The 24,859-nt window shown below is 72.9% G+C and carries 23 protein-coding genes; 6 read left to right on the top strand and 17 right to left on the bottom strand.

Annotated features, from left to right (window positions below):
- The first annotated feature begins 76 nt into the window (after nt 1–76).
- From ACIRRU_RS03430 to ACIRRU_RS03440, 3 genes are all read left to right on the top strand, one after another.
- A complete protein-coding gene (locus ACIRRU_RS03430) occupies nt 77–913 on the top strand; it encodes a DUF4253 domain-containing protein (protein ID WP_403675524.1) in 837 nt (278 codons plus the stop codon).
- Entirely contained in the window at nt 892–2,949 is a 2,058-nt protein-coding gene (locus ACIRRU_RS03435) for a hypothetical protein (RefSeq protein ID WP_403675526.1), read from the top strand. The genes ACIRRU_RS03430 and ACIRRU_RS03435 overlap by 22 nt, the downstream gene beginning before the upstream one ends.
- A gap of 162 nt (nt 2,950–3,111) precedes the next feature.
- Complete coding sequence (locus ACIRRU_RS03440; protein WP_363201069.1) at nt 3,112–3,591, top strand: hypothetical protein; 480 nt, start codon at nt 3,112–3,114, stop codon at nt 3,589–3,591.
- A 130-nt stretch (nt 3,592–3,721) separates the two neighbouring features.
- Here the strand turns inward: ACIRRU_RS03440 and ACIRRU_RS03445 are convergent, their stop codons facing one another.
- The 9 genes from ACIRRU_RS03445 to ACIRRU_RS03485 form a co-directional block, all read right to left on the bottom strand.
- Nucleotides 3,722–4,126: a DUF779 domain-containing protein gene (locus tag ACIRRU_RS03445; protein WP_403675530.1), complete on the bottom strand. Its 405-nt coding sequence runs from the start codon at nt 4,124–4,126 to the stop codon at nt 3,722–3,724.
- On the bottom strand, nt 4,126–5,643 hold the full coding sequence (gene adh, locus ACIRRU_RS03450) for an aldehyde dehydrogenase (RefSeq protein WP_363201067.1): 1,518 nt from the start codon (nt 5,641–5,643) through the stop codon (nt 4,126–4,128). The genes ACIRRU_RS03445 and adh overlap by 1 nt, the downstream gene beginning before the upstream one ends.
- Before the next feature lie 248 nt (nt 5,644–5,891).
- A complete protein-coding gene (locus ACIRRU_RS03455; protein ID WP_403675533.1) occupies nt 5,892–7,124 on the bottom strand; it encodes a transcriptional regulator in 1,233 nt (410 codons plus the stop codon).
- 295 nt (nt 7,125–7,419) lie between these two features.
- Nucleotides 7,420–8,424 (bottom strand): porphobilinogen synthase, encoded by a 1,005-nt coding sequence (hemB, locus tag ACIRRU_RS03460; protein ID WP_363201065.1) that lies wholly within the window; start codon nt 8,422–8,424, stop codon nt 7,420–7,422.
- 191 nt (nt 8,425–8,615) lie between these two features.
- Nucleotides 8,616–10,286 (bottom strand): uroporphyrinogen-III synthase, encoded by a 1,671-nt coding sequence (locus tag ACIRRU_RS03465; RefSeq protein WP_403675536.1) that lies wholly within the window; start codon nt 10,284–10,286, stop codon nt 8,616–8,618.
- Nucleotides 10,283–11,269 carry a hydroxymethylbilane synthase gene (hemC, locus tag ACIRRU_RS03470; RefSeq protein WP_403675539.1) on the bottom strand — a complete coding sequence of 329 codons (987 nt, stop codon included), beginning with the start codon at nt 11,267–11,269 and terminating at the stop codon, nt 10,283–10,285. Before hemC ends, ACIRRU_RS03465 begins: the two co-directional genes overlap by 4 nt.
- Nucleotides 11,266–12,774, bottom strand: coding sequence for a glutamyl-tRNA reductase (locus ACIRRU_RS03475; protein ID WP_403675541.1), 1,509 nt, complete (start codon nt 12,772–12,774; stop codon nt 11,266–11,268). Before ACIRRU_RS03475 ends, hemC begins: the two co-directional genes overlap by 4 nt.
- Nucleotides 12,771–13,532, bottom strand: coding sequence for a redox-sensing transcriptional repressor Rex (locus ACIRRU_RS03480; RefSeq protein WP_363201061.1), 762 nt, complete (start codon nt 13,530–13,532; stop codon nt 12,771–12,773). Before ACIRRU_RS03480 ends, ACIRRU_RS03475 begins: the two co-directional genes overlap by 4 nt.
- A 257-nt stretch (nt 13,533–13,789) precedes the next feature.
- A complete protein-coding gene (locus ACIRRU_RS03485) occupies nt 13,790–14,080 on the bottom strand; it encodes a glutaredoxin family protein (RefSeq protein WP_403675544.1) in 291 nt (96 codons plus the stop codon).
- A gap of 135 nt (nt 14,081–14,215) precedes the next feature.
- On the opposite strand from ACIRRU_RS03485, the gene ACIRRU_RS03490 reads away from it, so the two are divergent.
- The 3 genes from ACIRRU_RS03490 (at nt 14,216) to ACIRRU_RS03500 (ending at nt 17,780) form a co-directional block, all read left to right on the top strand.
- Nucleotides 14,216–15,163: an HAD family hydrolase gene (locus ACIRRU_RS03490; protein ID WP_403675547.1), complete on the top strand. Its 948-nt coding sequence runs from the start codon at nt 14,216–14,218 to the stop codon at nt 15,161–15,163.
- Between the two features lie 405 nt (nt 15,164–15,568).
- Entirely contained in the window at nt 15,569–16,351 is a 783-nt protein-coding gene (locus tag ACIRRU_RS03495) for an ECF subfamily RNA polymerase sigma factor, BldN family (protein ID WP_363201058.1), read from the top strand.
- Between the two features lie 214 nt (nt 16,352–16,565).
- Entirely contained in the window at nt 16,566–17,780 is a 1,215-nt protein-coding gene (locus tag ACIRRU_RS03500) for a DUF5667 domain-containing protein (RefSeq protein ID WP_403675550.1), read from the top strand.
- Between the two features lie 107 nt (nt 17,781–17,887).
- On the opposite strand, the gene ACIRRU_RS03505 is transcribed toward ACIRRU_RS03500, so the two are convergent.
- The 8 genes from ACIRRU_RS03505 to ACIRRU_RS03540 all read right to left on the bottom strand — a co-directional run bounded on the left by ACIRRU_RS03505 (nt 17,888) and on the right by ACIRRU_RS03540 (nt 24,755).
- Nucleotides 17,888–18,967: a lysophospholipid acyltransferase family protein gene (locus ACIRRU_RS03505; protein ID WP_403675552.1), complete on the bottom strand. Its 1,080-nt coding sequence runs from the start codon at nt 18,965–18,967 to the stop codon at nt 17,888–17,890.
- Nucleotides 18,968–18,982: 15 nt separating this feature from the next.
- The gene (locus ACIRRU_RS03510; RefSeq protein WP_363201055.1) at nt 18,983–20,071 is read right to left on the bottom strand and encodes an NAD-dependent epimerase/dehydratase family protein; all 1,089 of its coding nucleotides are present in this window, start codon (nt 20,069–20,071) and stop codon (nt 18,983–18,985) included.
- Between the two features lie 150 nt (nt 20,072–20,221).
- Nucleotides 20,222–20,320, bottom strand: coding sequence for a 30S ribosomal protein bS22 (locus tag ACIRRU_RS03515; protein ID WP_003948845.1), 99 nt, complete (start codon nt 20,318–20,320; stop codon nt 20,222–20,224).
- Nucleotides 20,321–20,440: 120 nt separating this feature from the next.
- Nucleotides 20,441–20,653 carry a helix-turn-helix domain-containing protein gene (locus ACIRRU_RS03520; protein WP_014046653.1) on the bottom strand — a complete coding sequence of 71 codons (213 nt, stop codon included), beginning with the start codon at nt 20,651–20,653 and terminating at the stop codon, nt 20,441–20,443.
- Between the two features lie 128 nt (nt 20,654–20,781).
- Nucleotides 20,782–21,597, bottom strand: a complete 816-nt coding sequence (locus tag ACIRRU_RS03525) for a phosphatase (RefSeq protein WP_403675556.1) — start codon at nt 21,595–21,597, stop codon at nt 20,782–20,784.
- A 115-nt stretch (nt 21,598–21,712) separates the two neighbouring features.
- The gene (locus tag ACIRRU_RS03530; RefSeq protein ID WP_403675559.1) at nt 21,713–22,882 is read right to left on the bottom strand and encodes an acetoin utilization protein AcuC; all 1,170 of its coding nucleotides are present in this window, start codon (nt 22,880–22,882) and stop codon (nt 21,713–21,715) included.
- Complete coding sequence (locus ACIRRU_RS03535) at nt 22,851–24,056, bottom strand: MFS transporter (protein WP_403675562.1); 1,206 nt, start codon at nt 24,054–24,056, stop codon at nt 22,851–22,853. The genes ACIRRU_RS03530 and ACIRRU_RS03535 overlap by 32 nt, the downstream gene beginning before the upstream one ends.
- A 54-nt stretch (nt 24,057–24,110) precedes the next feature.
- A complete protein-coding gene (locus tag ACIRRU_RS03540; protein WP_403675564.1) occupies nt 24,111–24,755 on the bottom strand; it encodes an HAD family hydrolase in 645 nt (214 codons plus the stop codon).
- Nucleotides 24,756–24,859 lie beyond the last annotated feature (104 nt).

Here is a 24,859-nt window from a genome sequence, read left to right on the forward strand (position 1 = left end):
CCGGTCGCCGGGCCCGCCGTCACCGGACCGGCCGCTGCCCGGGGCGTTGTCAGTGGTGCCGCCTAGGCTCCCCTCCATGGCGACGCTTCCGAATCCTCTGCCCGATCTGGCGACCTCCGGCCTGGATCTCCCGCCCGGCTCCCTGGTGGACGCCACGCTGGACGGCACCTGGCACGAACCCCTGCTGTGGTACGCGGACGGCCCGGCCGCCCCCGCCGACTGGACGGCCCTCGGCGCGGCCGGGCGGCGGCTCGGGCTGCTGCCGGTCCTGGTCAGCGGCGGGGCGCGCGACCAGTGGCCCGAGGCGTGGGACCTGTGCCCGGACGCCACGTCGTATCCGGGCGACCACGACCCGGACGAGGTGCTCGCGGGGTACTGGTCGGACTACGCGGCGGACGAGGTGGCGGCCGACGGGCCCGCCGCCGCGGCGGACGAGGGCGAGGATGAGGACGAGGACGACCTGTGGCCCGGCCTCGCCCCCGTTCCCGCCCAGGCGGCCCGCGTCGGCGCGGACGAGGCGGCGGCGGGGCTGGTGGGTGTGCTCACCGCGGATCCGGACGGCTGGCCCGGCGGGACCCGGATGGCGCTCGTCCCGGCCCGGCGCAGCGCGGACATACCAGCGGCGATCGGCTGGTCGGGCCCGATGAACCACGAGGGGGACGTGGCCCGGCTCTGCGCGGTGCTCCGCTCCTGGGAGGAGCGCTACGACGCGCGGGTCGTGGTGCTCGGCTTCGACACCCTGCTCGTCTCCGTGGGCCGCCCGCCCACCACCCTGGAGGAGGCCCGTGCCCTGGCCGCCGAGCACTACGCCTTCTGCCCGGACAACATCGACCAGTCCCCGCCGTACGATCTCGACGTCTACGCGCAGAAGGCACTGCTGAACCAGGAAGCGTGGTCGTTCTGGTGGGACTGAACACGGACCTCAGCACGATCAAGGCCTGGTGGCGCACGCTCGGCGGCGACGGCTTCGCCGTCCTGCCTCCCCCGACCAGGGGCCGCTACACCCAGTCAGACGGCCATGAGGACGCGGCGGAGATGTTCGCGACCCGAGGCCTCGCGACCGACACCTCCTTCGCGTACTGGCACTGGCAGTCCCACGACGCTTTCGACCGCTCCGGCGACCTGCGGGGCGCGCTGTATCTGCACTGGGGCGGTGACCACGCCACGGTCGCCGCGGGCCTCGGCGAAGGACCTCCCGGCTACCGGATCGTCAACGGCGGCCCCCGGGGCGCCTTCCAGCTGGACCGGGTCACGGCGACGGACGACGACGGGCTGCCCGACCCCCAGGACCCTTCAGGGGTACGCCAGTTGCTGGGCCGCCTCGACGAGCCCCGCAGCCGCAGCACCCGGGCCGTGGAGTACGACCCGCTGACCGCCGCCGAGGAACGCTGGCTGCACGAGCGGCTGTCGGGGCCGGACCCCGTGGACCTGGCCGCCGCCGCCCGCTTCGCCGTCCCGCTGGAGCACCGGCGGGCGCTGACCCCCGACGAGGCGGCGCGACTGCTGGCCGCCTGGCGGGAGGAGTACGCCGGGCGGCTCGCGGCGTGGAGCGGCTGGCGCCCCGTGCTGGACGCGCTGCTGCGCCAGGAGCACCCGGCCGCCCGTGAGGTGGCCGCCGAGCTGGGGTCCGAGGCGTCCTACGCCCTCGCCGCGCACCCGTCCCCGCGCTCGCTGGAGCTGCTGCGCACCTGGGCGCTGACCGGTGACGACGGTGCCGTAGCCGGCTGGTTCCGCGTCCACCGGGCCCTGCGCGAACCGGACCCGGTCGAGGCGGCCCGCACGCTCTCCGAGGAGCTGACGGCCCGTACCGCGCCCGAGACCGCGCAGACCGCCCTCCTGCGGGCGCTGCGGGAAGCCGTCACGGACGAGCCCGACACCCGCCGCTCCGCCGCCGACGCGTTCTCCCCGCTGCTCCTCACCACCATCCGGTTCACCACGGACGAGCGGCTGCCGCGCCCGCTGCGGGTCGCCGCCGCGAAGGCGGCCACCGACACCACCGCCCGGGTGCGCGAAGCGGCCGCCCGGCTCACCGGCGACGCGGGGGCGGAGCGGGACGGCCAGGCGGCCGACGCGCTGGCCGCCGTCGAGCGCTACGAGGCCGCCCGGGACGGCCTCCTCGCGGGCACCGGCCCCGACCTGGACGGATACGAGGGCGGCCTCGGCGACATCTACCACCGTTACCGCACGCTCTCCCCCGACGACGTGCGGTGGCTGCGCGACCGGCTGGCCGACCCGGCCACCGGCGTCCAGGGCGTCGCGTTCTGCCTGGAGCTGCTCCACGCCCATGGCGAGGGCACCGAAGCGGACCTGGTCGCCCTCCTCCCCCGCTGGAAGAAGGAGCTGACCAAGCAGTACCGCACCACGTACACCGAGTGGCGCCACCCGATGGTCACCCTGACCTGCCTCGCCCAGGACCTGGGTCACCCGGCCACCGCGGCGATGCTGGCTTGGTGGGCGAAGCCCAAGCCGCTCTGGAAGGAGCCCGTCCGGCTGCTCACCCACCTGGGAGCGCCCGACGAGGCGAAGGCCGCCGAGCTGTGGGAGTTCGTCGCCTCCGGAGACCACGACACCGGCCACCTGATGACCTGGGTGCTGCTCCGGGCCCGGCTGGACGGCGTCCACCCCCTGCACGTCGCCGACGGGCTGATCGGGCAGCCGAGCGTCCGCCCGTACGTCCTGCACCGGGTGCTGATCGGCGTCGCCGACCCCGCCCAGCCGCTCTGGCACTACGCGATCGACCCACGCTCGCACGGCTGGTGGCACCGTGCCAAGGAGGTCGCGGACCACCCCGGCCTCACCCCCGCGGCCCGCGCGGTCGGCATGAAGGCGGCCCGCGAGCACTACGTCACGCGCTACCCGGACCAGGTGCGCCCCGTCCTCACCGAGGGCGAGGTGAACGAGGCCCGCGCCTGGCTGGCGGCCCGCGCCGACCGGCCGGAGGCGGACTGAGCCCGCACCGGGGAGGGTGCGGACCGGGCCCGCACCCTCCCGTGGACGGCGGCCCCGGCCCCGGAGGCGTCCGCCACCGTGGGGGGCACTTTCGTAGCATTCATGGCACAGGTCGACCGGCTCCGGCAGGCCGACTGGCCCTGACAGAAAGTGTCCACCCCCATGAACGACACGCACCCCCAGGCCACGGAGGCGGCTTCAGCGGCAGCCGAGGCCGCCGAACGCCTGATAGCGGAGTTCCGCGCCCTGCCTCCGGGCAGCGACCGCAAGCGCGAGATCATCACCGAGCTGGACGCGAACGCCCAGGCGCTGCCGTTCCTCGTCTCGGTCGTCGCGGACCCCGCCGAGTACGACCTGGCCCGCGTCGAGAGCGCCACCGTGCTGCGCGTGTGGCCCCCGGCCGACCCGGCCCTGCGCCACGAGGCGGGCCGCGCGCTGCTCACCGCGCTGCGCGCCCCGGAGGAGGACCTGGTCCGCCAGTACGCGGCGATGTCCCTGGCCCCGTACACCGGCGACCCGGTCGTCGCCACGGTCTTGGACACCACCGCACGGGCCGACGAGGACCCGCTCGTACGGGACAGCGCCCGCTTCTCCCTCCAGGAGGCCCACCGCCTCCAGAGCGCGGGCGCCTGCGCCCCCTGATCACCCGGCCGCCACCGGTCACGCCTCACCGATCAGGCGCCTTCCCGGCCGGGCGCCTTCCCGGCCGGGCGCCTTCCCGGCCGGGCGCCTTCACGGTCAGGCTCCCCGCCGCCGACCTGGTCCGCCGCCGTCAGTCCGGCGGGTCGGCCCCCGTGGGCAGCGGCGGTTCCGCCTCGACGCGCCGCCACTCCTCGTCGGTCAGCACCCGGGAGCGCAGCAGGAAACGGACTCCCTCGGGGGCCTCCAGCGAGAAGCCGCTCCCGCGCCCCGGCACCACGTCGACGGTGAGGTGGGTGTGCCGCCAGTAGACGTACTGGTCGGCGCTCATCCAGAACGGCGCGTCCCCGGCGACCCGGCCCAGCAGGACGTCCGAGCCGCCGACCCGGAACTCGCCGCGCGGGTAGCACATCGGGGCGCTGCCGTCGCAGCAGCCGCCGGACTGGTGGAACATCACCGGCCCGTGCTGGGCCACCAGCCGCCGCACCAGATCCTCCGCGGCCCCGGTCAGCTCCACCCTGGCGGTCCGCGCGGCCATCAGAAGAACCCGAGCTTCTTCGCCGAGTAGGACACGAGCAGGTTCTTGGTCTGCTGGTAGTGGTCGAGCATCGACTTGTGGTTCTCGCGGCCGATGCCGGACTTCTTGTAGCCGCCGAAGGCCGCGTGCGCCGGGTAGGCGTGGTAGCAGTTGGTCCACACCCGCCCGGCCTTGATCTCCCGGCCCATCCGGTAGGCGGTGCCGCCGTCCCGGGTCCACACGCCCGCGCCGAGTCCGTAGAGCGTGTCGTTGGCGATCTTCAGCGCCTCGTCGACCGAGTCGTACGTCGTCACCGACACCACCGGGCCGAAGATCTCCTCCTGGAAGATCCGCATGTCGTTGGTGCCGCGGAAGATGGTCGGCTCGATGTAGTAGCCGTCCTCGAAGCCGTCGACCGTGCGGCGGCCCCCGCCGGTGACCAGCTCCGCCCCCTCCTTCTTGCCGATGTCGATGTAGGAGAGGATCTTCTCGTACTGGTCGTTGCTGGCCTGGGCGCCGATCATGGTCGCCGGGTCCAGCGGGTCGCCGCCGACGATGGCCCTGGTGCGCTCCAGGCAGCGGGCCATGAAGTCGTCGTAGACCGAGGAGTGGATCAGGGCCCGCGAGGGGCAGGTGCACACCTCGCCCTGGTTGAGGGCGAACATCACGAAGCCCTCGACGGCCTTGTCCAGGAAGTCGTCGTCGGCGGCCATGACGTCGGGCAGGAAGATGTTGGGGCTCTTGCCGCCCAGCTCCAGCGTGACGGGGATGATGTTCTCGCTCGCGTACTGCATGATCAGACGGCCCGTGGTGGTCTCGCCGGTGAACGCGACCTTGGCCACCCGCGGGCTGGAGGCCAGCGGCTTGCCCGCTTCGACGCCGAAGCCGTTGACGACGTTCAGCACCCCCGGCGGCAGGAGGTCGGCGATCAGCTCGACGACCTTCAGCAGGCTGACCGGGGTCTGCTCGGCCGGTTTGATGACCACGCAGTTCCCGGCGGCCAGGGCGGGCGCCAGCTTCCACGCGGCCATCAGGATGGGGAAGTTCCACGGGATGATCTGGGCGACCACGCCCAGCGGCTCGTGGAAGTGGTAGGCGATGGTGTCGGCGTCGATCTCGGCGATGCTGCCCTCCTGCGCGCGGATCACCCCCGCGAAGTAGCGGAAGTGGTCGACGGCCAGCGGGAGATCGGCGGCGAGCGTCTCGCGGACCGGCTTGCCGTTCTCCCACGTCTCGGCGACGGCGAGCTGTTCGAGGTTCGCCTCGATCCGGTCGGCGATCTTGTTGAGGATGTTGGCCCGCTCGGTCGTGGACGTCCGGTTCCACTTCGGCGCGGCGGCATGGGCCGCGTCCAGGGCCAGTTCGACGTCCGGGGCGGTGGAGCGGGCGACCTCGGTGAAGACGCCGCCGGTCACCGGTGTCGGGTTCTCGAAGTACCGGCCGTCGGCCGGGGCGACCCAGTCGCCACCGATGAAGTTGTCGTAGCGGCGGTCGAAGCTGACGATGCTGCCCTCGGTTCCGGGCTGCGCGTACACCATGGCGGCTCTCCTCGGCAGGACGATGGCGTGGCCACGGCGGCCCGTACCACCGTGACGCATCTCACTGTGGCAGCCCGAGGTTGGCGGGAGGTTGGCGTCCTGCGTACGGCCCCGGCACGGCACCGGGCCATCCGCCCGCGTGCGCCCGCGTGCGCCCGCGCACAGCTTCGGCGCGCACAGCCCGTATGTGCACGCGCCCATCCCGTCCCTGGGCGGACCGCCCCGGCCCGGGGTGCTGCCGGGCCGTCTCAGTCCAGGGCGCTGCTGAGCCGCCCGGCCGCGAGGGCGCGTCTGGCGTCCGCCGGGTCCAGCAGCCGCAGGGCGTGCTCGTGCACCTCCGCGTCGTAGGGCGCCCTGGCCCCGTAGCTCAGCGCGTGCTCGGGCCGCGCGCTGGCCAGGACGGCCTGGCGCACGGCCACCGTGGTCCGCGTGCGCCACGCGACGATGCCGGGGGCCTCGGACCGCGGCAGCAGCGGCCCCCGGTAGAGGCGCAGCGCGTCCGCCGTGTCACCGCGCTCCAGGGCCCGCAGCAGTGCGACCGCGTCGCAGGCGACCGGGACGGTGAGGGCGTAGCGCCGGGGAGCGATGCCGCCGCCGAGGACGCGGCGCAGATGGGAGATCTCGGCCTTGAGCGTCGACACGCTCACGAGCCGGCCGCCGTAGAGGGCGTCGCGCAGGCCCTCGGAGGTGAAACCGTCCGGTTCGAGCGCGAGCAGGGTGAGGATCTCCAGCTGACGGGGGCGCAGCGACAGCGGGCGGCCGCCGTAGGAGGCTTCCTCGGCGCCGAGGCCGGTCAGCCTCACCGCCGCGGTGTCCCCGGACGGTGCGGGCGGTTCGGCGCGCAGCCGGGTCTCGACGGCGGACACCAGCGAGCGCACGGTGGACATGGCCAGCGGGTGCGAGCGGTCCCAGGTGGTGGACATGTCCAGCACGCCGAGCATCCGCCCGTCCGGCGCGCGCACCGGCGCGCAGTAGCAGACCCAGCCGTGCAACGCGCTCACCAGGTGTTCCGCGGAGAACACGGTGCTGGGGCGCCCGGTGCGCAGGGCCAGGGACAGGGCGTTGGTGCCCATGGCGCTCTCGTCCCACCGGCCGCCGGGCGCGAAGTTGACGCGTTCGGCCCGCCGGCGCATCGCCCGGCCGCCGCAGGTCCACAGGATGGTGCCGGAGGCGTCGGTGACCGCCGTGACGAACCCGGCGTCGTCGGCGATGCCGCGCAGGGCGTCGGACAGGTCCTCCAGCGGGCGGCGCAGCGGCGAGCGGGCCCAGCGTTCGTGGACCGGGCCGTCCCGCGTCGCGGGGGCGCTGCCCGTACCGGGGTCGACGCAGACCAAGGACCGGGCCCACGACTCACCGACCTCGGTGCTCAGGGCTCCCGCGTCCGGCAGCGGTCCGCTTCCCGCGCGCATCGCCGGAACCCAGCGCGACCACTCCCCCTCCAGCACCGCTCTGCGCCGCCGGAGGTCATCGTCTGCCAGCATGCCCTTCCCCTGTCATCCAACGGGGGCGGAGCCCCATTGTCCTGCCGATCGCCGTCGGGCGCACCCGTGCGGCAACAGGGAATTCCCACCACCGCACGGACGGAAGACGCACCGGAAGCTGCACGGAGGACGGACGGAAGTCGGTCGGAGGAAGGACGGAAGGATGCGGCGGGCCGGTCGTCGGCCCACCGGCCCGGTCAGCGCACCGGCCCGGTCAGCCGGGTCCGCCTGTCAGCCGGTCGGCCGGATCAGCCGGTGGGCCCCCGGGTGGACGCCCGGCCGGGACCGGGCGCGGTCAGCGGGCGTCCCGCCGCAGCCACCCGGCGACCTCGGTGGCCCAGTAGGTGAGGATCAGCTGCGCCCCGGCCCGCCGGATACCGGTCAGGCTCTCCAGGATCGCCCTGTCCCGGTCGATCCAGCCCTTCTCGGCGGCGGCCTCGATCATCGCGTACTCGCCGCTGATCTGGTACGCGGCGACCGGCACGTCCACCGACCCGGCGACCTTGGCGAGGATGTCCAGATACGGTCCGGCGGGCTTGACCATGACCATGTCCGCGCCCTCGGCCAGGTCGAGCGCCAGCTCCCGCAGCGACTCCCGGGCGTTGGCCGGGTCCTGCTGGTAGGTCTTGCGGTCCCCGGTCAGCGAGGAGCCGACGGCCTCGCGGAAGGGGCCGTAGAAGGCGGAGGAGTACTTCGCGGTGTAGGCGAGGATCGACACGTCCTCGTGCCCGGTCTGGTCCAGGGCGTCCCGGACCACGCCGACCTGGCCGTCCATCATCCCGCTGGGACCCACCACGTGGGCCCCGGCGTCCGCCTGGACCTGGGCCATCTCCGCGTACCGCTCCAGGGTGGCGTCGTTGTCCACGCGCCCGTCGGCGTCCAGGACGCCGCAGTGGCCGTGGTCGGTGTACTCGTCCAGACACAGGTCCGACATGACGACCAGGTCGTCCCCGACCTCCTCGCGCACCGCGCGCAGGGCGACCTGGAGGATTCCGTCCGGGTCGGTGCCCGCCGTTCCCCGGGCGTCCTTCTTCGCGTCCTCCGGCACCCCGAAGAGCATGATCCCCGAGACCCCCGCCGACACCGCCTCGACGGCCGCCTTCCGCAGAGTGTCCAGGGTGTGCTGGTGCACCCCGGGCATGGCCGAGACGGCGACCGGGGCGTCGATGCCCTCCCGGACGAACGCGGGGAGGATCAGGTTCGCCGGGTCGAGCCGTGTCTCGGCGACCATCCGCCGCATCGCCGGGGTCGTCCGCAGCCGCCGGGGGCGGGAGCCGGGGAAGTTTCCGTACGCAGTCATCCTTCGACGATAGACCCGTACGGGACTTGGTCTTACCGACACCGGTACCGGCAAAGACGCCTTCCGGCCGGGCGGCACAGGGCCCCGGGAACGGCGGCGGCGAGCACCCGGACACGGCGACGGCGAGCACCCGGAAAGGACAGCGGGCCCGGCCGCCGAAGCGACCGGGCCCGCCTGCCCCCGTGGAACCGTTACGTCGTCGACCGGCGCCTGCGCGCACCCGGGCGGCGCTCGCTCGGCCGGGTCACCGGGTCACCGGCCTCCTTCGCCGCGTCCCGCCGCTGCGCGCCGAAGGCGGCCAGCGCCTCGGCGAGCTTGTGCACGGACGGCTCCGGGGACAGCACGTCCACGCGCAGGCCGTGCTCCTCGGCGGTCTTCGCGGTGGCCGGGCCGATGCACGCGATGACGGTCACGTTGTGCGGCTTGCCCGCGATGCCGACCAGGTTGCGGACGGTCGAGGACGAGGTGAACAGGACCGCGTCGAAGCCGCCGCCCTTGATCGCCTCGCGGGTGTCGGCGGGCGGCGGCGAGGCGCGGACCGTGCGGTAGGCGGTGACGTCGTCGACCTCCCAGCCCAGCTCGATCAGCCCGGCCACCAGGGTCTCGGTGGCGATGTCGGCGCGCGGCAGGAACACCCGGTCGATCGGGTCGAAGACCGGGTCGTAGGGCGGCCAGTCCTCCAGCAGCCCGGCGGCGGACTGCTCACCGGAGGGCACCAGGTCCGGCTTGACGCCGAAGTCGATCAGCGCGGCGGCGGTCTGCTCGCCGACCGCGGCGACCTTGATCCCGGCGAAGGCGCGGGCGTCCAGGCCGTACTCCTCGAACTTCTCCCGGACCGCCTTGACGGCGTTGACGCTGGTGAAGGCGATCCACTCGTAGCGCCCGGTGACCAGGCCCTTGACCGCGCGCTCCATCTGCTGGGGGGTGCGCGGCGGCTCGACGGCGATCGTCGGGACCTCGTGCGGCACCGCGCCGTAGGAGCGGAGCTGGTCGGAGAGCGACGCGGCCTGCTCCTTGGTGCGCGGCACGAGCACCTTCCAGCCGAACAGCGGCTTGGACTCGAACCACGCGAGCTGGTCGCGCTGGGCGGCGGAGCTGCGCTCTCCGACCACGGCTATGACCGGCCGGTGCCCCTCCGGCGAGGGCAGCACCTTGGCCTGCTTGAGGACCTGGGCGATCGTCCCGAGGGTCGCCGTCCAGGTGCGCTGGCGGGTGGTGGTGCCCGCGACGGTCACGGTGAGCGGGGTGTCGGGCTTGCGGCCCGCCGAGACCAGCTCACCGGCGGCGGCGGCCACCGCGTCCAGCGTGGTGGAGACGACGGCGGTCGCGTCGCTCGCGCCGACCTCGCTCCAGCACCGGTCGGAGGCGGTACGGGCGTCGACGAAGCGGACGTCCGCGCCCTGCGCGTCCCGCAGCGGGACCCCGGCGTACGCGGGCACGCCGACGGCGTTCGCGATGCCCGGGACGACCTCGAAGGGCACCCCGGCGGCGGCGCAGGCGAGCATCTCCGCGCCCGCCTCGCCGTCCAGGCCCGGGTCGCCCGCGACCGCACGGACCACCCGCCTGCCGCCCTTCGCCGCCTCCATGACAAGATTGGCCGCGTCCCTGAGAACGGGCACTCCGGCGGTTGTTGACGCCACGTCAACGACCGTCAGCTCAGGCGTGCTCACGCCTGCCCGCGCGTGGCCGCGGACGACGTCGAGCACCTCGGGCTCGGCGACAAGGACGTCCGCGCTCGCGAGCGCCTCGACGGCACGCAGCGTCAGCAGTCCCGGGTCGCCGGGACCGGCGCCGAGGAAGGTGACCTGGCCTTGGGGGGACAGGGGCGGAAATTCGGATGCGGCGGGGCCGGTGGGGCTCAAAGTGCTCGCTCCCCCATAAGACCGGCCGCACCCTTGGCGAGCATCTCGGCGGCGAGTTCGCGACCGAGGGCCGCCGCGTCGTCGTGCGACGTGGGGACGGGACCGGTGGTGGACAGCTGTACCAGCGAGGAACCGTCGGTGGTACCGACGACTCCGCGCAGGCGCAGTTCGTTGACAACCTGTCCGTCGACCAGGAGGTCGGCCAGCGCACCCACGGGTGCGGAGCAGCCGGCCTCCAGGGCGGCGAGCAGGGCACGCTCGGCGGTCACGGCGGCCCGGCTGTACGGGTCGTCGAGTTCCGCGAGCGCGGCGGCGAGGTCGGCGCTGCTCGCAGCGCACTCGATCGCCAGTGCTCCCTGGCCGGGAGCGGGCAGGACGGTGTCGACCGGCAGGAAGTCGGTGACCTCACCGCTGCGGCCGAGGCGGCTGAGCCCGGCGGCGGCGAGGACCACCGCGTCGAGCTCGCCGGCCCGCACGAACCCGATCCGGGTGTCGACGTTGCCCCGGATGGGGACGGTCTCGATCCGCAGGCCGTGGGAGCGCGCGTACGCGTTGAGCTGCGCCATCCGGCGCGGTGATCCGGTGCCGATCCTGGCGCCGTCGGGCAGCTGCTCGAAGGCCAGCCCGTCCCGGGCGACCAGCGCGTCGCGCGGGTCCTCGCGCTGCGGCACGGCGGCCAGCACCAGGTCGTCGGGCTGGCTGGTCGGCAGGTCCTTGAGCGAGTGGACGGCGAAGTCCACCTCGCCCCGCAGCAGCGCCTCGCGCAGGGCGGCGACGAAGACGCCGGTGCCGCCGATCTGCGCCAGGTGCTCGCGGGAGACGTCCCCGTACGTGGTGATCTCGACGAGCTCGACGGCGCGCCCGGTCACCTCGCGGACCGCGTCGGCCACCAGGCCGGACTGGGCCATGGCCAGCTTGGAGCGCCGGGTGCCCAGCCGGAGCGGCGCGGAGCCGCGCGCGTCCGGGGTTGAGTTGTCGGTCATGACCGCCCTCTATTCGGGTCGTTCAGGTCGGCCCGGGAGACGGCGGCCACCGTCTGCGGGTCCAGGTCGAAGAGTTCGCGCAGCGCGTCCGCGTACCCGGCGCCGCCGGGCTCACTGGCCAGCTGCTTGACGCGCACGGTGGGCGCGTGGAGGAGTTTGTCGACGACGCGGCGCACGGTCTGGACGATCTCGGCGCGCTGCTTGTCGTTCAGGTCGGGCAGGCGGCCGTCCAGCCGGGCGATCTCGCCCGCGACGACGTCGGCGGCCATGGTGCGCAGGGCGACCACGGTGGGGGCGACGTGCGCGGCGCGCTGGGCGGCGCCGAAGGCGGCCACCTCGTCGGCGACGATCGTGCGGACCCGGTCGACGTCGGCGGCCATCGGGGCGTCGGCGGAGGCCTCGGCCAGCGACTCGATGTCGACCAGGCGCACCCCGTCGACGCCGTGGGCGGCGCCGTCGATGTCGCGCGGCATGGCGAGGTCGAGCAGGGCGAGCTTCACCGGCCCGGTGGACTGCGCGGGCAGCGTGATCCGGGGCGGGGCGGGGGCGGTGGCCGGGGCGGAGGTGGCGGAACCGTTCTCCACCCAGGCGGCGTGCTGGTCGACGTCACCCGGGGCCGGGGCCGGGACCAGGGGCGCCCCGGGGGTGTCGGCGGGGGCGTCCACCGTCACGCCGAGGGCGTCGGCGAGGGCGTCGGCGGTGAGGACCAGACCGGTGGCGCCGGTGCAGGAGACGACGATGTCTGCACGTGTCAGTTCGTCGCCGACCGCTGACATCTCGACCGCGTGGGCGGACACCGCGGTGTCGTCGCCCTGCCGGAGGATCTCCACCAGCCGCTCCGCGCGGGAGCGGGTCCGGTTGGCGACGACGATCTCGGCGACGCCGGTCCGGGCCAGGGTGGCGGCGGCCAGCGAGGACATCGAGCCGGCGCCGATGACCAGGGCGCGCTTGCCCTCGGCCCACAGGGCGGGGTCGGCCCCGGCGGCGAGCTGCTGGAGACCGAAGGAGACGAGGGACTGTCCGGCCCGGTCGATACCGGTCTCGCTGTGGGCGCGCTTGCCGACCCGCAGGGCCTGCTGGAAGAGGTCGTTGAGGAGCCGTCCGGCGGTGTGCAGTTCCTGGCCGCGCGCGAGGGCGTCCTTGATCTGCCCGAGGATCTGCCCCTCGCCGACGACCATCGAGTCGAGCCCGCAGGCCACCGAGAACAGGTGGTGGACGGCCCGGTCCTCGTAGTGCACATAGAGATACGGAGTGAGCTCTTCCAGCCCGACGCCGCTGTGCTGGGCGAGCAGGGTGGACAGCTCGGCGACGCCCGCGTGGAACTTGTCCACGTCCGCGTACAGCTCGATGCGGTTGCAGGTGGCCAGTACGGCGGCCTCGGTCGCGGGTTCCGCGGCGAGGGTGTCCTGGAGCAGCTTGGCCTGGGCGTCGGCAGCGAGGGACGCCCGTTCCAGTACGGAGACGGGGGCGCTGCGGTGGCTCAGTCCGACGACGAGGAGGCTCATGCGGGCATCACGGCGGGCATGTCCCCGTCGGGTCCCTTCCGGCCGCCGGGGGTGGCGCGCACCGGGGGCGCGGCCTCGTCCTCGGCGGCGGCCTCCTCACCGGCCTTGCGCTGCTCGTGGAAGGCGAGGATCTGGAGCTCGATCGAGAGGTCGACCTTGCGGACGTCGACGCCGTCGGGCACGGAGAGCACGGTGGGGGCGAAGTTCAGGATGGAGGTGACCCCGGCGGCCACGAGCCGGTCGCAGACCTGCTGGGCGGCGCCGGGCGGGGTGGTGATCACGCCGATGGACACACCGTTGTCGCTGATGATGCGGTCCAGGTCGTCGGTGTGCTGGACGGGGATGCCGGCCACCGGCGTACCGGCCATCGCCGGGTCGGCGTCGATCAGCGCCGCGACCCGGAAGCCGCGGGAGGCGAAGCCGCCGTAGTTGGCGAGGGCCGCGCCGAGGTTTCCGATGCCGACGATCGCGACCGGCCAGTCCTGGGTGAGCCCGAGTTCGCGCGAGATCTGGTAGACGAGATACTCGACGTCGTAGCCGACCCCGCGGGTGCCGTAGGACCCCAGGTAGCTGAAGTCCTTGCGCAGCTTCGCGGAGTTGACCCCGGCGGCGGTGGCCAGTTCCTCCGAGGAGACCGTGGGTACGGATCGCTCGGAGAGCGCGGTGAGGGCGCGCAGATACAGCGGAAGCCGGGCGACGGTGGCCTCGGGAATTCCTCGGCTACGGGTCGCCGGTCGGTGAGTTCGGCCAGTTGCCACGGTGCTCCTGCGGGATGAGCGGGGCTGCAGGCGGCCGTATGTCCCAGGACCGCCCCGTCGAATGCAGGCTATGTCTTTGTGAACGCGTGCACAAAGATAGTGTCCGTTTTGTCCGGTCAAAGTGACCGGGGTCACGCGCATTCCCCGCACGATCCCGGAACCGGGGACCGCATCAGCCCGTTGCAGCCTCGAAGGGGGCAAAGCGGTACACACTCCTCACACTCACTCCCCCGAGGCCACTCAAAACGCCCACGATGTTAACCGGGTTTCGCGTCCGCACCCAGCGCCTTGCGCAGCCTCTCGGGGTCCACGCGCCAGAAGGTGTGCTGTTCGCCGTCGATCAGCACCACCGGAATCTGCTCCCAGTACGCCCGGTGCAGTTCCTCGTCCGCGGTGATGTCCTTCTCCACCCACCGCGCACCGGTCTCCGCGCAGACCGCGCTCACCACCTCCCGGGCGTCCTCGCACAGATGACAGCCGGGCTTCCCGATCAGCGTGACCGTCCGGTCGGCGGGCTTCTTCCTGGTACGTCGCAGCAGCGGGCTCATGCCTTCATTCTGCGCCCCTCGGCCCGAGCGGCGGACCGCCCGGAATGGACCGATTCACCGTTCCGACCCGCAGCGTTCACGCCCCTGCATCGCGGCAGGTCCGGCAGGTACGGGCGGACTGGCTATGCTCACCGCATGGCCGCTTTTGGATGGCTCACCACCCGTAGGCGTTCGGCGACCGCGCGCAGCGTCCTGGCGGGCGAGGCCGCCGCCGAGGCCGCGCGCAAGACCTCGGTCGCCGACGACGACGCAGCCCTTCTGACCGGAACATCCGCGCTGGCGCCCGAGGAGCCCGTCTTCCCGGTCGCCGGGGACGACCGCGCCGCCGCCTTCTTCGACCTCGACAACACCGTGATGCAGGGCGCCTCGATCTTCCACTTCGGCCGGGGGCTGTACAAGCGCAAGTTCTTCGAGCGCCGCGAACTGACCCGGTTCGCCTGGCAGCAGCTGTGGTTCCGGCTGGCCGGCGTCGAGGACCCGGAGCACATGCAGGACGCCCGCGACAGCGCCCTGTCCATCGTCAAGGGACACCGCGTCTCCGAGCTGATGTCCATCGGCGAGGAGATCTACGACGAGTACATGGCCGAGCGCATCTGGCCGGGCACCCGCGCCCTGGCCCAGGCCCACCTGGACGCCGGGCAGCGGGTCTGGCTGGTCACCGCCGCCCCCGTGGAGACCGCCACCATCATCGCCCGCCGCCTCGGCCTCACCGGCGCCCTGGGCACCGTCGCCGAATCGGTCGACGGCGTCTACACCGGCCGCCTGGTGGGCGAACCGCTGCACGGCCCCGCCAAGGCCGAGGCCGTCCGCGCCCTGGCCTCCGCCGAGGACCTCGACCTCGAACGCTGCGCCGCCTACAGCGACTCGCACAACGACATCCCGATGCTCTCGCTGGTCGGCCACCCCTACGCCATCAACCCGGACGCCAAGCTCCGCAAGCACGCCCGCGCCCGCGACTGGCGGCTGCGCGACTACCGCACCGGCCGCAAGGCCGCCAAGGTCGGCATCCCGGCCGCCGCCGGGGTCGGCGCGCTCGCGGGCGGCACCGCCGCGGCCGTCGCCCTGCACCGCCGCCGCCGCTGACCGCCCGCCCCGCCCCCGCGCCGCTCCGCCCGCCGCGCCCCGTGGTTCCGGTCGGCTCCGGTCACGGGGCGCAGCCACGCCCGGAACCGTACGGCCAATCGTGAGCGGCCGCCCCACCGGGACCGACGCCCTCTCCGGCCAGTCGGATCGCCGCCGCCCGACCACAACCCGTCGCCCCCGAAGACAGATCGCGAAGTAATTTGATCAATAAACGGTCACCATCCGCTACTTAATCCGTCACTTAGCGATAACAGAAGCGACGGAAGCGATGATTTAGACAACTGGGTGTAGTGCCGCCTGCACGAAGCGTTATTCTCCTCAGACGCATCACGAAGACCGCCGCCCGCTACGCCGGGTGACGATTTTCGAATTGCTCGTGATGGAAGCTCTGCCTCTGGGAGTCCCGTGTACCCACACGTCGGGGTTGACGCCTCGGGCCTGGCTACGCTGCGTGCATCGGTCATCGACCGCTTGCGCGGCTTCGTCCCCACCGCGTACGCCGTCCCCGCCTTTGCCGCCCCTGCACCTGCCGGCCCTTGCTACGCCCTGGCCGAACGCAGCGCTGCCGTCGGAAGACGCGGCACCCGCACCGCGTCGTCGGCCGCCACCTCCACCGTCCGGCGTCCCACCGCCGACAGTGACAGCGCGCGCATGATGGACCTCGTCGAGCGCGCCCAGGCCGGCGAGGCCGACGCCTTCGGCCGCCTGTACGACCAGTACAGCGACACGGTCTACCGGTACATCTACTACCGCGTGGGCGGTAAGGCGACGGCGGAGGACCTCACCAGTGAGACGTTCCTGCGCGCGCTGCGCCGGATCTCCACGTTCACCTGGCAGGGCCGCGACTTCGGCGCCTGGCTGGTCACGATCGCTCGCAACCTGGTCGCCGACCACTTCAAATCCAGTCGTTTCCGGCTGGAAGTGACCACCGGCGAAATGCTCGACGCCAACGAGGTGGCGCGCAGCCCGGAGGACTCGGTCCTGGAGTCCCTCTCCAACGCCGCGCTGCTCCAGGCCGTGCGACGGCTCAACCCCCAGCAGCAGGAGTGCGTGACGCTGCGGTTCCTCCAGGGCCTCTCGGTCGCCGAGACCGCCCGGGTGATGGGCAAGAACGAGGGCGCGATCAAGACCCTCCAGTACCGCGCGGTGCGGACGCTCGCCCGGCTCCTGCCGGACGACGCCCGCTGACCGGACGGACCTCTGCGTGACCGTCCCCTCACGCACTGGTCCGATCATCTCTCGCGCGTAACCCAAGTGCCGCGCGCGTCGTTGTGCCGGTTGCAGGCCCCCTGCCGTCACCTTTCGTCCGTCTCCACTCACTCCATCGAGTGGAAATGCTCAAGGTGTGCAACGTCCGGACCATCAGGGGAGTCGACCGTCATGACGAGAGGAGGTGCCGCCAGTGATCGCAAACGTTTCGGCACACCGGCGGGCCAACGCCTTCGCCCAGGCCCTGGAGGAGCAGAACCCCCAGGGTGCGGCGGCCGTACAGCCCGAGGACCCGGCCGAAGAGGCCGGTTCCGGACCGCTGTTGGCCCTGGCGAACGGCCTCGGTGAGCTACCGAAGCCGCAGTTGGACCCCGAGGTCAAAGTGGTGCAGCGAGCCCAGCTCGTCGCAGCCATGGAGACCATGTTCGCCGAGGGCGGCGCGTCCACGGGCCCTACGGTGCCCGTACAACGGGGCAGGGGAGCCCACCGCGCCTCACCCCTGCGGAAGCTGCGCCCGCGCTCCCGCTGGGCCAAGGGACTCACCGCCGGCGGGCTCACCGTCGGCGTCGCCGCGGGAGCGTTCGGCGGAGTGGCCGCGGCCAGCTCCGACGCCCTCCCCGGTGATTCGCTGTACGGGCTGAAGCGCGGGATGGAAGACATCAGCCTCGGCATGACCAAGGGCGACGCCGACCGCGGCGAGGCCTACCTCGACCAGGCCTCCACCCGGCTCAGCGAGGCCCGCCGTCTCATGGAGCGCTCCCGCGCCGGGGACCTGGACCACGAATCGCTCGGCGCGGTCAGACGCGCCCTCAACGGCATGTCCCACGACGTCTCCGAGGGCCACCGCCTGCTCCACTCCGTCTACCAGCGCGACGGATCGATCGGGCCGATCCAGACCCTGGACTCCTTCTCCCGCTCCCACCGCGACACCTGGAGCAACCTCCGCGACCGGCTGCCCGTCCAGCTCACCGACGTCGGCAACGAGGTCAGCTCGGTCTTCGAGGCCATGGAGGACGAGGTCGCCCCGCTCAAGTCCCTCCTCCCCCGCTCCCCGGGAGACGACAAGGGCGTCGGGCGCTCCGGCGCCTCCACCCCGGAGACCTCATCCCCGCCGACCGACGACGCCCCGGCCCCCGGTGCCTCCCAGAAGCCCGGGGACCGCACCGACGACACGACCGCCCCCAAGCCGTCGGACTCCTCCGGCTCCGCCGAGTCCTCGCCGGGCGAAGGCCTGCTGGGCGGCGGCGGGGACGGCCTGCTGGACGAGCTGCCGACGGACGGCCTCACCCAGCCCTCCCCCGAGAAGAGCAAGCCCAGCACGACGCCCGCCCCGGACGTCACCCTGCCCCCGCTCCTGCCCGGACTCCTCCCGGGCCTGGGCATCGACGGCGAGGACCTCAAGCCGTGACGACGGCACCTTGACGAGGGGCACAGCTCACGAAGGGGGCCGGTACGCGAACGCGCGTACCGGCCCCCTTCGGCGTCACCGGGCGGCCGGGGCCGCGAGACGCCAGGTCAGAAGAACACCGACCGGCGCTGCACCAGCAGCTTGTACAGCGTGTGCTGGATCTGCTCCCGGACCTGGTCGGTCAGGTTGAACATCAGCATCGGGTCCTCCGCCGCCTCCGGCGGATAGCCGTCCGTCGGGATCGGCTCCCCGAACTGGATGGTCCACTTCGTCGGCAGCGGCACCGCTCCCAGCGGCCCCAGCCACGGGAAGGTCGGCGTGATCGGGAAGTAGGGGAGGCCCAGCACCCGCGCCAGCGTCCTCGCGTTGCCGATCATCGGGTAGATCTCCTCGGCGCCCACGATCGAGCACGGCACGATCGGTGTCCCCGCCCGCAGCGCCGTGGACACGAACCCGCCCCGCCCGAAGCGCTGCAACTTGTAGCGCTCGCCGAACGGCTTGCCGATGCCCTTGAACCCCTCCGGCATCACCCCGACGATCTCGCCCCGCTCCAGCAGCCGCTGCGCGTCCTCCGCACAGGCCAGCGTGTGACCGGCCTTGCGGGCCAGCTCGTTGACGACCGGCAGATGGAAGACGAGGTCGGCGGCGAGGAGGCGCAGATGGCGCTCGGCCGGATGGTTGTCGTGGACCGCGACCTGGAGCATCAGCCCGTCCAGCGGAAGCGTCCCGGAGTGGTTGGCCACGATCAGCGCGCCGCCGTCCGAGGGGATGTTCTCGATGCCCTTCACCTCGACCCGGAAGTACGAGTCCGCCAGGGGCCGCAGCAGCGACATCAGGACCTGGTCGGTCAGCTCCTTGTCGTAGCCGAACTCGTCGACGTCGTAGTCCCCGGTGACCCGCCGCCGCAGGAACGCGAGCCCGCCCGCGAGCCGCCGCTCCCAGCCGCCCGCGGCGTCCTTCCGGGCCGCCTGTCCGCCCGCACCGGCCGCTTCGAACTCCCCGGACTCCGGAGACTCCGAGCCGGGCCCGGGGAGCTGAGCCCCCGGCAGGGCGCTCACCGGCGCCGTGGCACCCTCGCGGCCGCCGGGGCCGCCGCCGCCCGCACCGGTCCGGCGGCGCGCCGGACGGGACGCGCCACCGGACCGTGAACGGTCGTCGTCGAACGGAATGACCTTGGCGTCCGCCATCGTCGGTGCGCTCCTCTACCTGGCCCCGTGATTCGTCTCTACCGCACCGGCCCCGCGCTCCCGCGGTCCGGCACCCCCCGGAACCGGCAGCGCCGCCAGCCGGTCCACCGCCCGGCCCACCGTCTCCGGCGGCAGCAGCCCGGGCCCCCGGCTCCGCGCGAACTCCGCGAAGGTCTCCGCCGTGGTGAACCCGGGCCGGAAACCGAGGGTCTCGCGCATCTGCGCCGTCGAGACCACCCGGCCGTGGGTCAGCAGCCGGATCTGCTCCGGCGAGAAGTCCGTCATCCCGATCGTACGGAGCGCCGAGCCGACCCAGGTGACCGCGGGCAGCAGCACCGGCACCGTCGGCCGCCCCAGCCGCCGCGCGCACTGCGACAGCAGCAGCACCCCGTCCCCCGCGATGTTGAAGGTGCCGCTGTTCAGCGTCCCGCGCCGGGGTTCGCTCGCCGCGACCCCCAGGACGCCGATCACATCGTCCTCGTGGACGAACTGGAGCCGGGGGTCGTAGCCGAAGACGGTGGGCAGGACGGGCAGCGACAGGTAGTCCGCGAGCGGCGAGTCCGGCTCGGGCCCCAGGATGTTCGCGAACCGCAGCACGCACACCGCCACGTCCGGGCGGCGGCGGGCGAAGCCCCGTACGTACCCCTCGACCTCCACCGCGTCCTTCGCGAAGCCGCCGCTGGGCAGCGACTTGGGCGGGGTGTTCTCGGTGAACACGGCGGGGTCGCGCGACGCGGACCCGTACACGCTGGTCGAGGACTTCACCACCAGCCGCCGGACCGTCGGGGACTTCTGGCAGGCGCCGAGGAGCTGCATCGTCCCGATGACGTTGGTCTCCTTGATCGCCGCCCGGCCGCCCGTGCCGAGGCCCGTACCGGAGACGTCGAGGTGGACGACGGTGTCCACGGAGTGCTCGGCGAGGACCCGCGCCATGGCCGACTGCCGGATGTCCGCGCGGACGAACTCCGCCTCGCCCAGATCGTGCGCGGGCTCGACCGCGTCGACGGCGATCACCCGGGTGACGCCGGGGTCGCGCTGGACGTGCCGGACGAAGCGGCCCCCCAGCTGCCGGGCCACTCCGGTGACGAGCACGACCTTTCCCAAGACCCGGCTCCCCTGCTTCCCGCGGTAACTTCCCTGGCCGTCACCGTAGCGGGTGGACGCCGCCCTGTGATGACCCGATGCCCCGAAACGCACCGCAGCCCTCCCACCGGACCGGCGGAAGGGCTGCGGAATCTCACGAACGGCGTTCGCCTACTTCTTGTTGCGACGCTGAACGCGCGTGCGCTTGAGCAGCTTGCGGTGCTTCTTCTTGGCCATCCGCTTGCGCCGCTTCTTGATAACAGAGCCCACGACTACCCTCGCTCACTTCATCTTCACTGGTGCGGGGCGTCTGGGCCCACACGACCTACGTCGGCCTAGCCTACCCGCCACCGTGCGAGGGACGTAATCCGCGACCGGGGCGGAGCCGGCTCAGGCCGATTCCACCCCCACGAAGGACTCCCGGAGGTACTCGTGAACCGCTTGCTCCGGCACCCGGAAGGACCTGCCCACCCGGATCGCCGGCAGATGACCGCTGTGCACCAAGCGGTACACGGTCATCTTCGACACTCGCATGACCGAGGCGACTTCCGCCACGGTCAGAAACTTGACCTCGTTGAGAGGCCTCTCGCTGCCAGCAGCCATGACCCACCTGTACCTTCCGCACCGGACGCGCACCGGCTTCCCCTCCGGTGACTCTTCGTCGTTGTGCGCTCACTCCCCAGGTTAGGGGCGGGTGGTGCGAGTGGGGAAGAGGAGGGTCGGCCGATGAGCTACGACGGCAGGGAGGCGCGATGCAGCACATAGCGCGTCAACGGCCGGTAGAACTCCGGCCGTACGCCGTCGTCGAGCGGAACCGCGACGGCCACCCGCCCCTCCGCCTCCCCCACGAACAGCGCCGGATCGTCCGTGTCCGCCGGGCCGATCGCCTCGATCCCCAGCTGACCTGCGCCGCAGACCCAGCCGTGATCCCCGATCACCAGCTCGGGCAGCACCCCCAGCCGCTCCGCGGCGTCCTGGAGCGCGAGCCGCACGGGAAGCGGCGAGTGCGTGTGCGCCCCGGTCGCGCCCCCGGTGGGCCGCCCCCCTGGTTCGCGCACCAGGGCGACACCCCGTACGTAGTCGAGGTTGTACGTACGTACGCCAAACCGGGTCGTTATGTCGACACATCGCCCCTGCGCGGGGGTGAGAACAGGACAGCCGACCGCCGACAGCGCGTCTGCCAGCCCGGCGTAGAAACCGAGCAGCCGGTCCGGGTGCCCCGTCCCCAGCAGCACCGGAGCCCGCCGAGCGGCCACCTCCGCCAGCCGCTCGGCGAACGCGTCCAGCGCGGCCACCGTCCGCTCGGGGTCGATCGCGTCCGGACCGGAGACGTGCCCCGGATCGGCCGAGACCCCGCACCGGTCCGCCATCAGCCGTAACAGCCCGGCCTCGTCCCAGGCCCGCTCGGGCGCGAGCCCCAGCGTCACCCGGGGGTCCCGGGCCGCGAACAGCCGGTAGCTGCGCAGGCTGTTCTCCCGCGACGTGGCCACGGGCCCGGCCAACCGGGCCGCCAGCAGATGGGCGCGCAGCGCGCCGGTGCTCAACACCCCTGGGATGCTGCCGTATCGCCCCGCCCGGCGGGGCGGATTCCCCCGACACCCCACCGTTGGCGTAACGGCACGGCACAATGCCCCGGGCCGCCCGGAGTTACAGCGCCGGCGCCTACGCCAGCAGCCCGCGCAGCGGGAACGCCGCCTTCCGGGTGGCCAGTACGGCCTGGTCCAGCCGGTCCGCCGGGTCGTACCCGTCCTCCCAGGACTTCCAGGAGGGGGTGAGCCCGTCCGTCATCCGGCCGGGCCCCAACTGCCGGGTACGGGCGTAGACAAGATCCCGCCAGGAAGCCGGCACGACCGACTCCGGGTCGACGGGCGCGTGCGCGGCGATCCCGACCAGGTGCGTCCACGACCGGGGGACGACGTCCACCACCGCGTACCCGCCACCGCCGAGCGCCACCCAGCGCCCCTCCGCGTGCTCGTGCGCCAGCTCGTGGCAGGACTCCATGACCGCCCGCTGCGCGTCCAGCGAGACCGCGAGGTGGGCGAGCGGATCCTCGATATGCGTATCGGCCCCGTGCTGGGTGACGAGCACCTGCGGCCGGAAGCCGGCGAGCAGCTCGGGCACGACGGAGTGGAACGCCCGCAGCCACCCGGCGTCCCCGGTCCCGGCGGGCAGCGCAAGGTTCACCGCCGCGCCCTCGCCCGCCCCGGCCCCGGTCTCCTCCGGCCAGCCGGTCTGCGGGAAGAGCGTGCGGGGATGCTCGTGCAGCGAGACGGTCAGCACCCGCGGGTCCTCCCAGAACGCGGCCTGCACCCCGTCCCCGTGGTGCACGTCCACATCGACGTACGCGATCCGCTCGGCGCCCAGCTCCAGGAGCCGGGCGATGGCGAGGGCCGGGTCGTTGTAGACGCAGAACCCGGCGGCGCACCCCGGCATGGCGTGATGCAGCCCCCCGGTGAAGTTCACCGCGTGCGAGGTCTCCCCGCGCCACACGGCCTCGGCGGCGCCCACGGACAGCCCGGCGATCAGCGCGGACGCCTCGTGCATCCCGGCGAACGCCGGGTCGTCGACGGTGCCGAGCCCGTAGTCCTGGTCGGCGGCCCGCGGATCGGCGGAGGCCGCCCGCACCGCCGCCACATAGTCCTGCCGGTGCACGAGCCGCAGGGTGGAGTCCCCCACGGGCTTCGCCGACCGCAGGTCCACCGCCGTATCGAGCCCGTACGCCCGGACCAGCCCCATCGTCAGGGCCAGCCGGACCGGGTCCATCGGGTGGCTCTCCCCGAAGTCGTATCCCGTAACTGCGTCATCCCACATCAGCTGTGCGCGGCCGCTCATGCCCGCCACCGTATCGGGCGGACTCCGGCCCGAACGAGCGGGCGTACACCAGCGTCACCAGCACCAGGACCATCGGCACGACCATGGCCCCCCGATAGCTCCACGCGTCCCCCAGAACTCCCACCAGCGGTGAACCCACCAGGAACCCCACATAGTTGAAGATGTTCAGCCGGGCCACCGCGGCGTCGCTGTTCCCCGGGAACATCCGCCCGGCCGCCGCGAAGGTCTGCGGCACGATCACACAGAGGCCGAGCCCCAGCAGCGTGAAACCGAGCATCCCCACCCAGGCTCCCGGCGCCACCGCCACCACCGCGAACCCCCCGGCCGCCAGCAGACTCCCGCCCCGCACCACGGCCACCGCCCCGAAGCGCCGCACCCCGAGATCCCCGACGGCCCGCCCGAGCAGCGTCGTCACCATGTAGAGGTTGTACGGAACGGTCGCGAGCTGCTCCGAACTCCCCAGCACGTCCTGGAGGTACTTGGCGCTCCAGTTGGAGACCGTCGAGTCACCGATGTACGCGAAGCTCATCACCAGGCACAGCGGCAACAGCAGCGTGAACGACACCGCCCCGGCCCCCTCACCGCCGACCGCACCGGTCGCGGCGGATCGCCGCTCCCCGCCCGTGTACCACCGGCTGCCCACCAGCGCTGCGGGCAGCAGCACGGCCACCACCGGCAGCCAGGACACGAACAGCGACAGCTCCCAGCGCGCCCCCACCCAGGCCAGCGACGCCCCCACGATCCCGCCGAGGCTGAACGCCGCGTGGAACCCGAGCATGATGCTGCGCCCGTAGGCCCGTTGAAGGCTGACGCCCAGCATGTTCATCGAGGCGTCCAGCGCCCCGACGGCCAGCCCGAAGACGCCGAGCGCGACGCCGGCCTGCCACATCTCCCGCCCGGCCCCCACCCCGAGCAGGGCGAGCAGGACGAGCGGCTGGGCCCACCGCAGCACGACGGCGGGCCGTACCCGGGCCACCAGCCGCTCGGTGACCACACTGCCCGCCCCCGCGAGAACGGGCACAGCAGCGAGAAAGACGGGCAACAGCCCGTCGGATATCCCGTACCGGTCCTGGATGGCGGGGATACGCGTCACCAGAAGGGCGAACGCCACCCCTTGGACGCCGAAGCCCAGCCCCAGGGAGGCCCTGCCGAACCGCAAGCCCGCATCCGTCATGGCCGCGAGCGTAGAGCCACGCACTACCCACGGGTAGACGGGCGCACGGTCGAATCAGGCAAGCAGTTCGGGGAGTTGCACCATGTCCGAGAAGTACCCGGTCACACCGGCCAGGCGGTCGGCGGGCATCATCGACGTGAACCCGTAGACGTCCATCCCGGCCGCCCGCGCCGCCTCGACCCCGAGCGGGCTGTCCTCGATGACGACGCACCGCTCCGGTGCCACCCCCATCCGCTCGGCCGCGTAGAGGAACAGGTCCGGCGCCGGCTTCCCCCGCCCCACGTCCTCCGAGCTGAAGATCCACTCCTCCTCGAACCACTGGTCGATCCCGGTCTTACGGTGCCCGACCCTGATCCGCTCGTGGCTCCCGGAGGACGCCACGCAGTAGTCCACCCCGTCGGCGACGAGCTTCCCGAGCAGCTCCTCCGCCCCGTCCACCGGGACCAGCTCCTCCCGGAAGGCGGCGAACGTACGGGAGTTGAGCGTGCTGTCGAAGTCCGCGGGCAGCTTCTGACCGGTCCTCTCCTCGACCAGATCGTGCACCCGGTGCACGGCGGACCCCATGTAGTCGCGGAGCGACTCCTCGTACGAGGTGGGGTGACCGAGTTCGGTCAGGTAGCCGGAGAGGATGGTGTTGGCGATCGGCTCACTGTCGACGAGCACACCGTCGTTGTCGAAGATGACCAGTTCGTAGCGCATGGTCCGAGCCTAAGGGCTGTCCCGTAATCCCTGGTGGATCAGCGTGCGGCGTCAGATGCGGTGCATCGCAAGGCGGAGGGACGTCCGAATACTGGATGTATTCG

The sequence above is a fragment of the Streptomyces sp. NPDC101181 genome (assembly GCF_044767975.1).
Classification (GTDB): Bacteria; Actinomycetota; Actinomycetes; order Streptomycetales; family Streptomycetaceae; genus Streptomyces.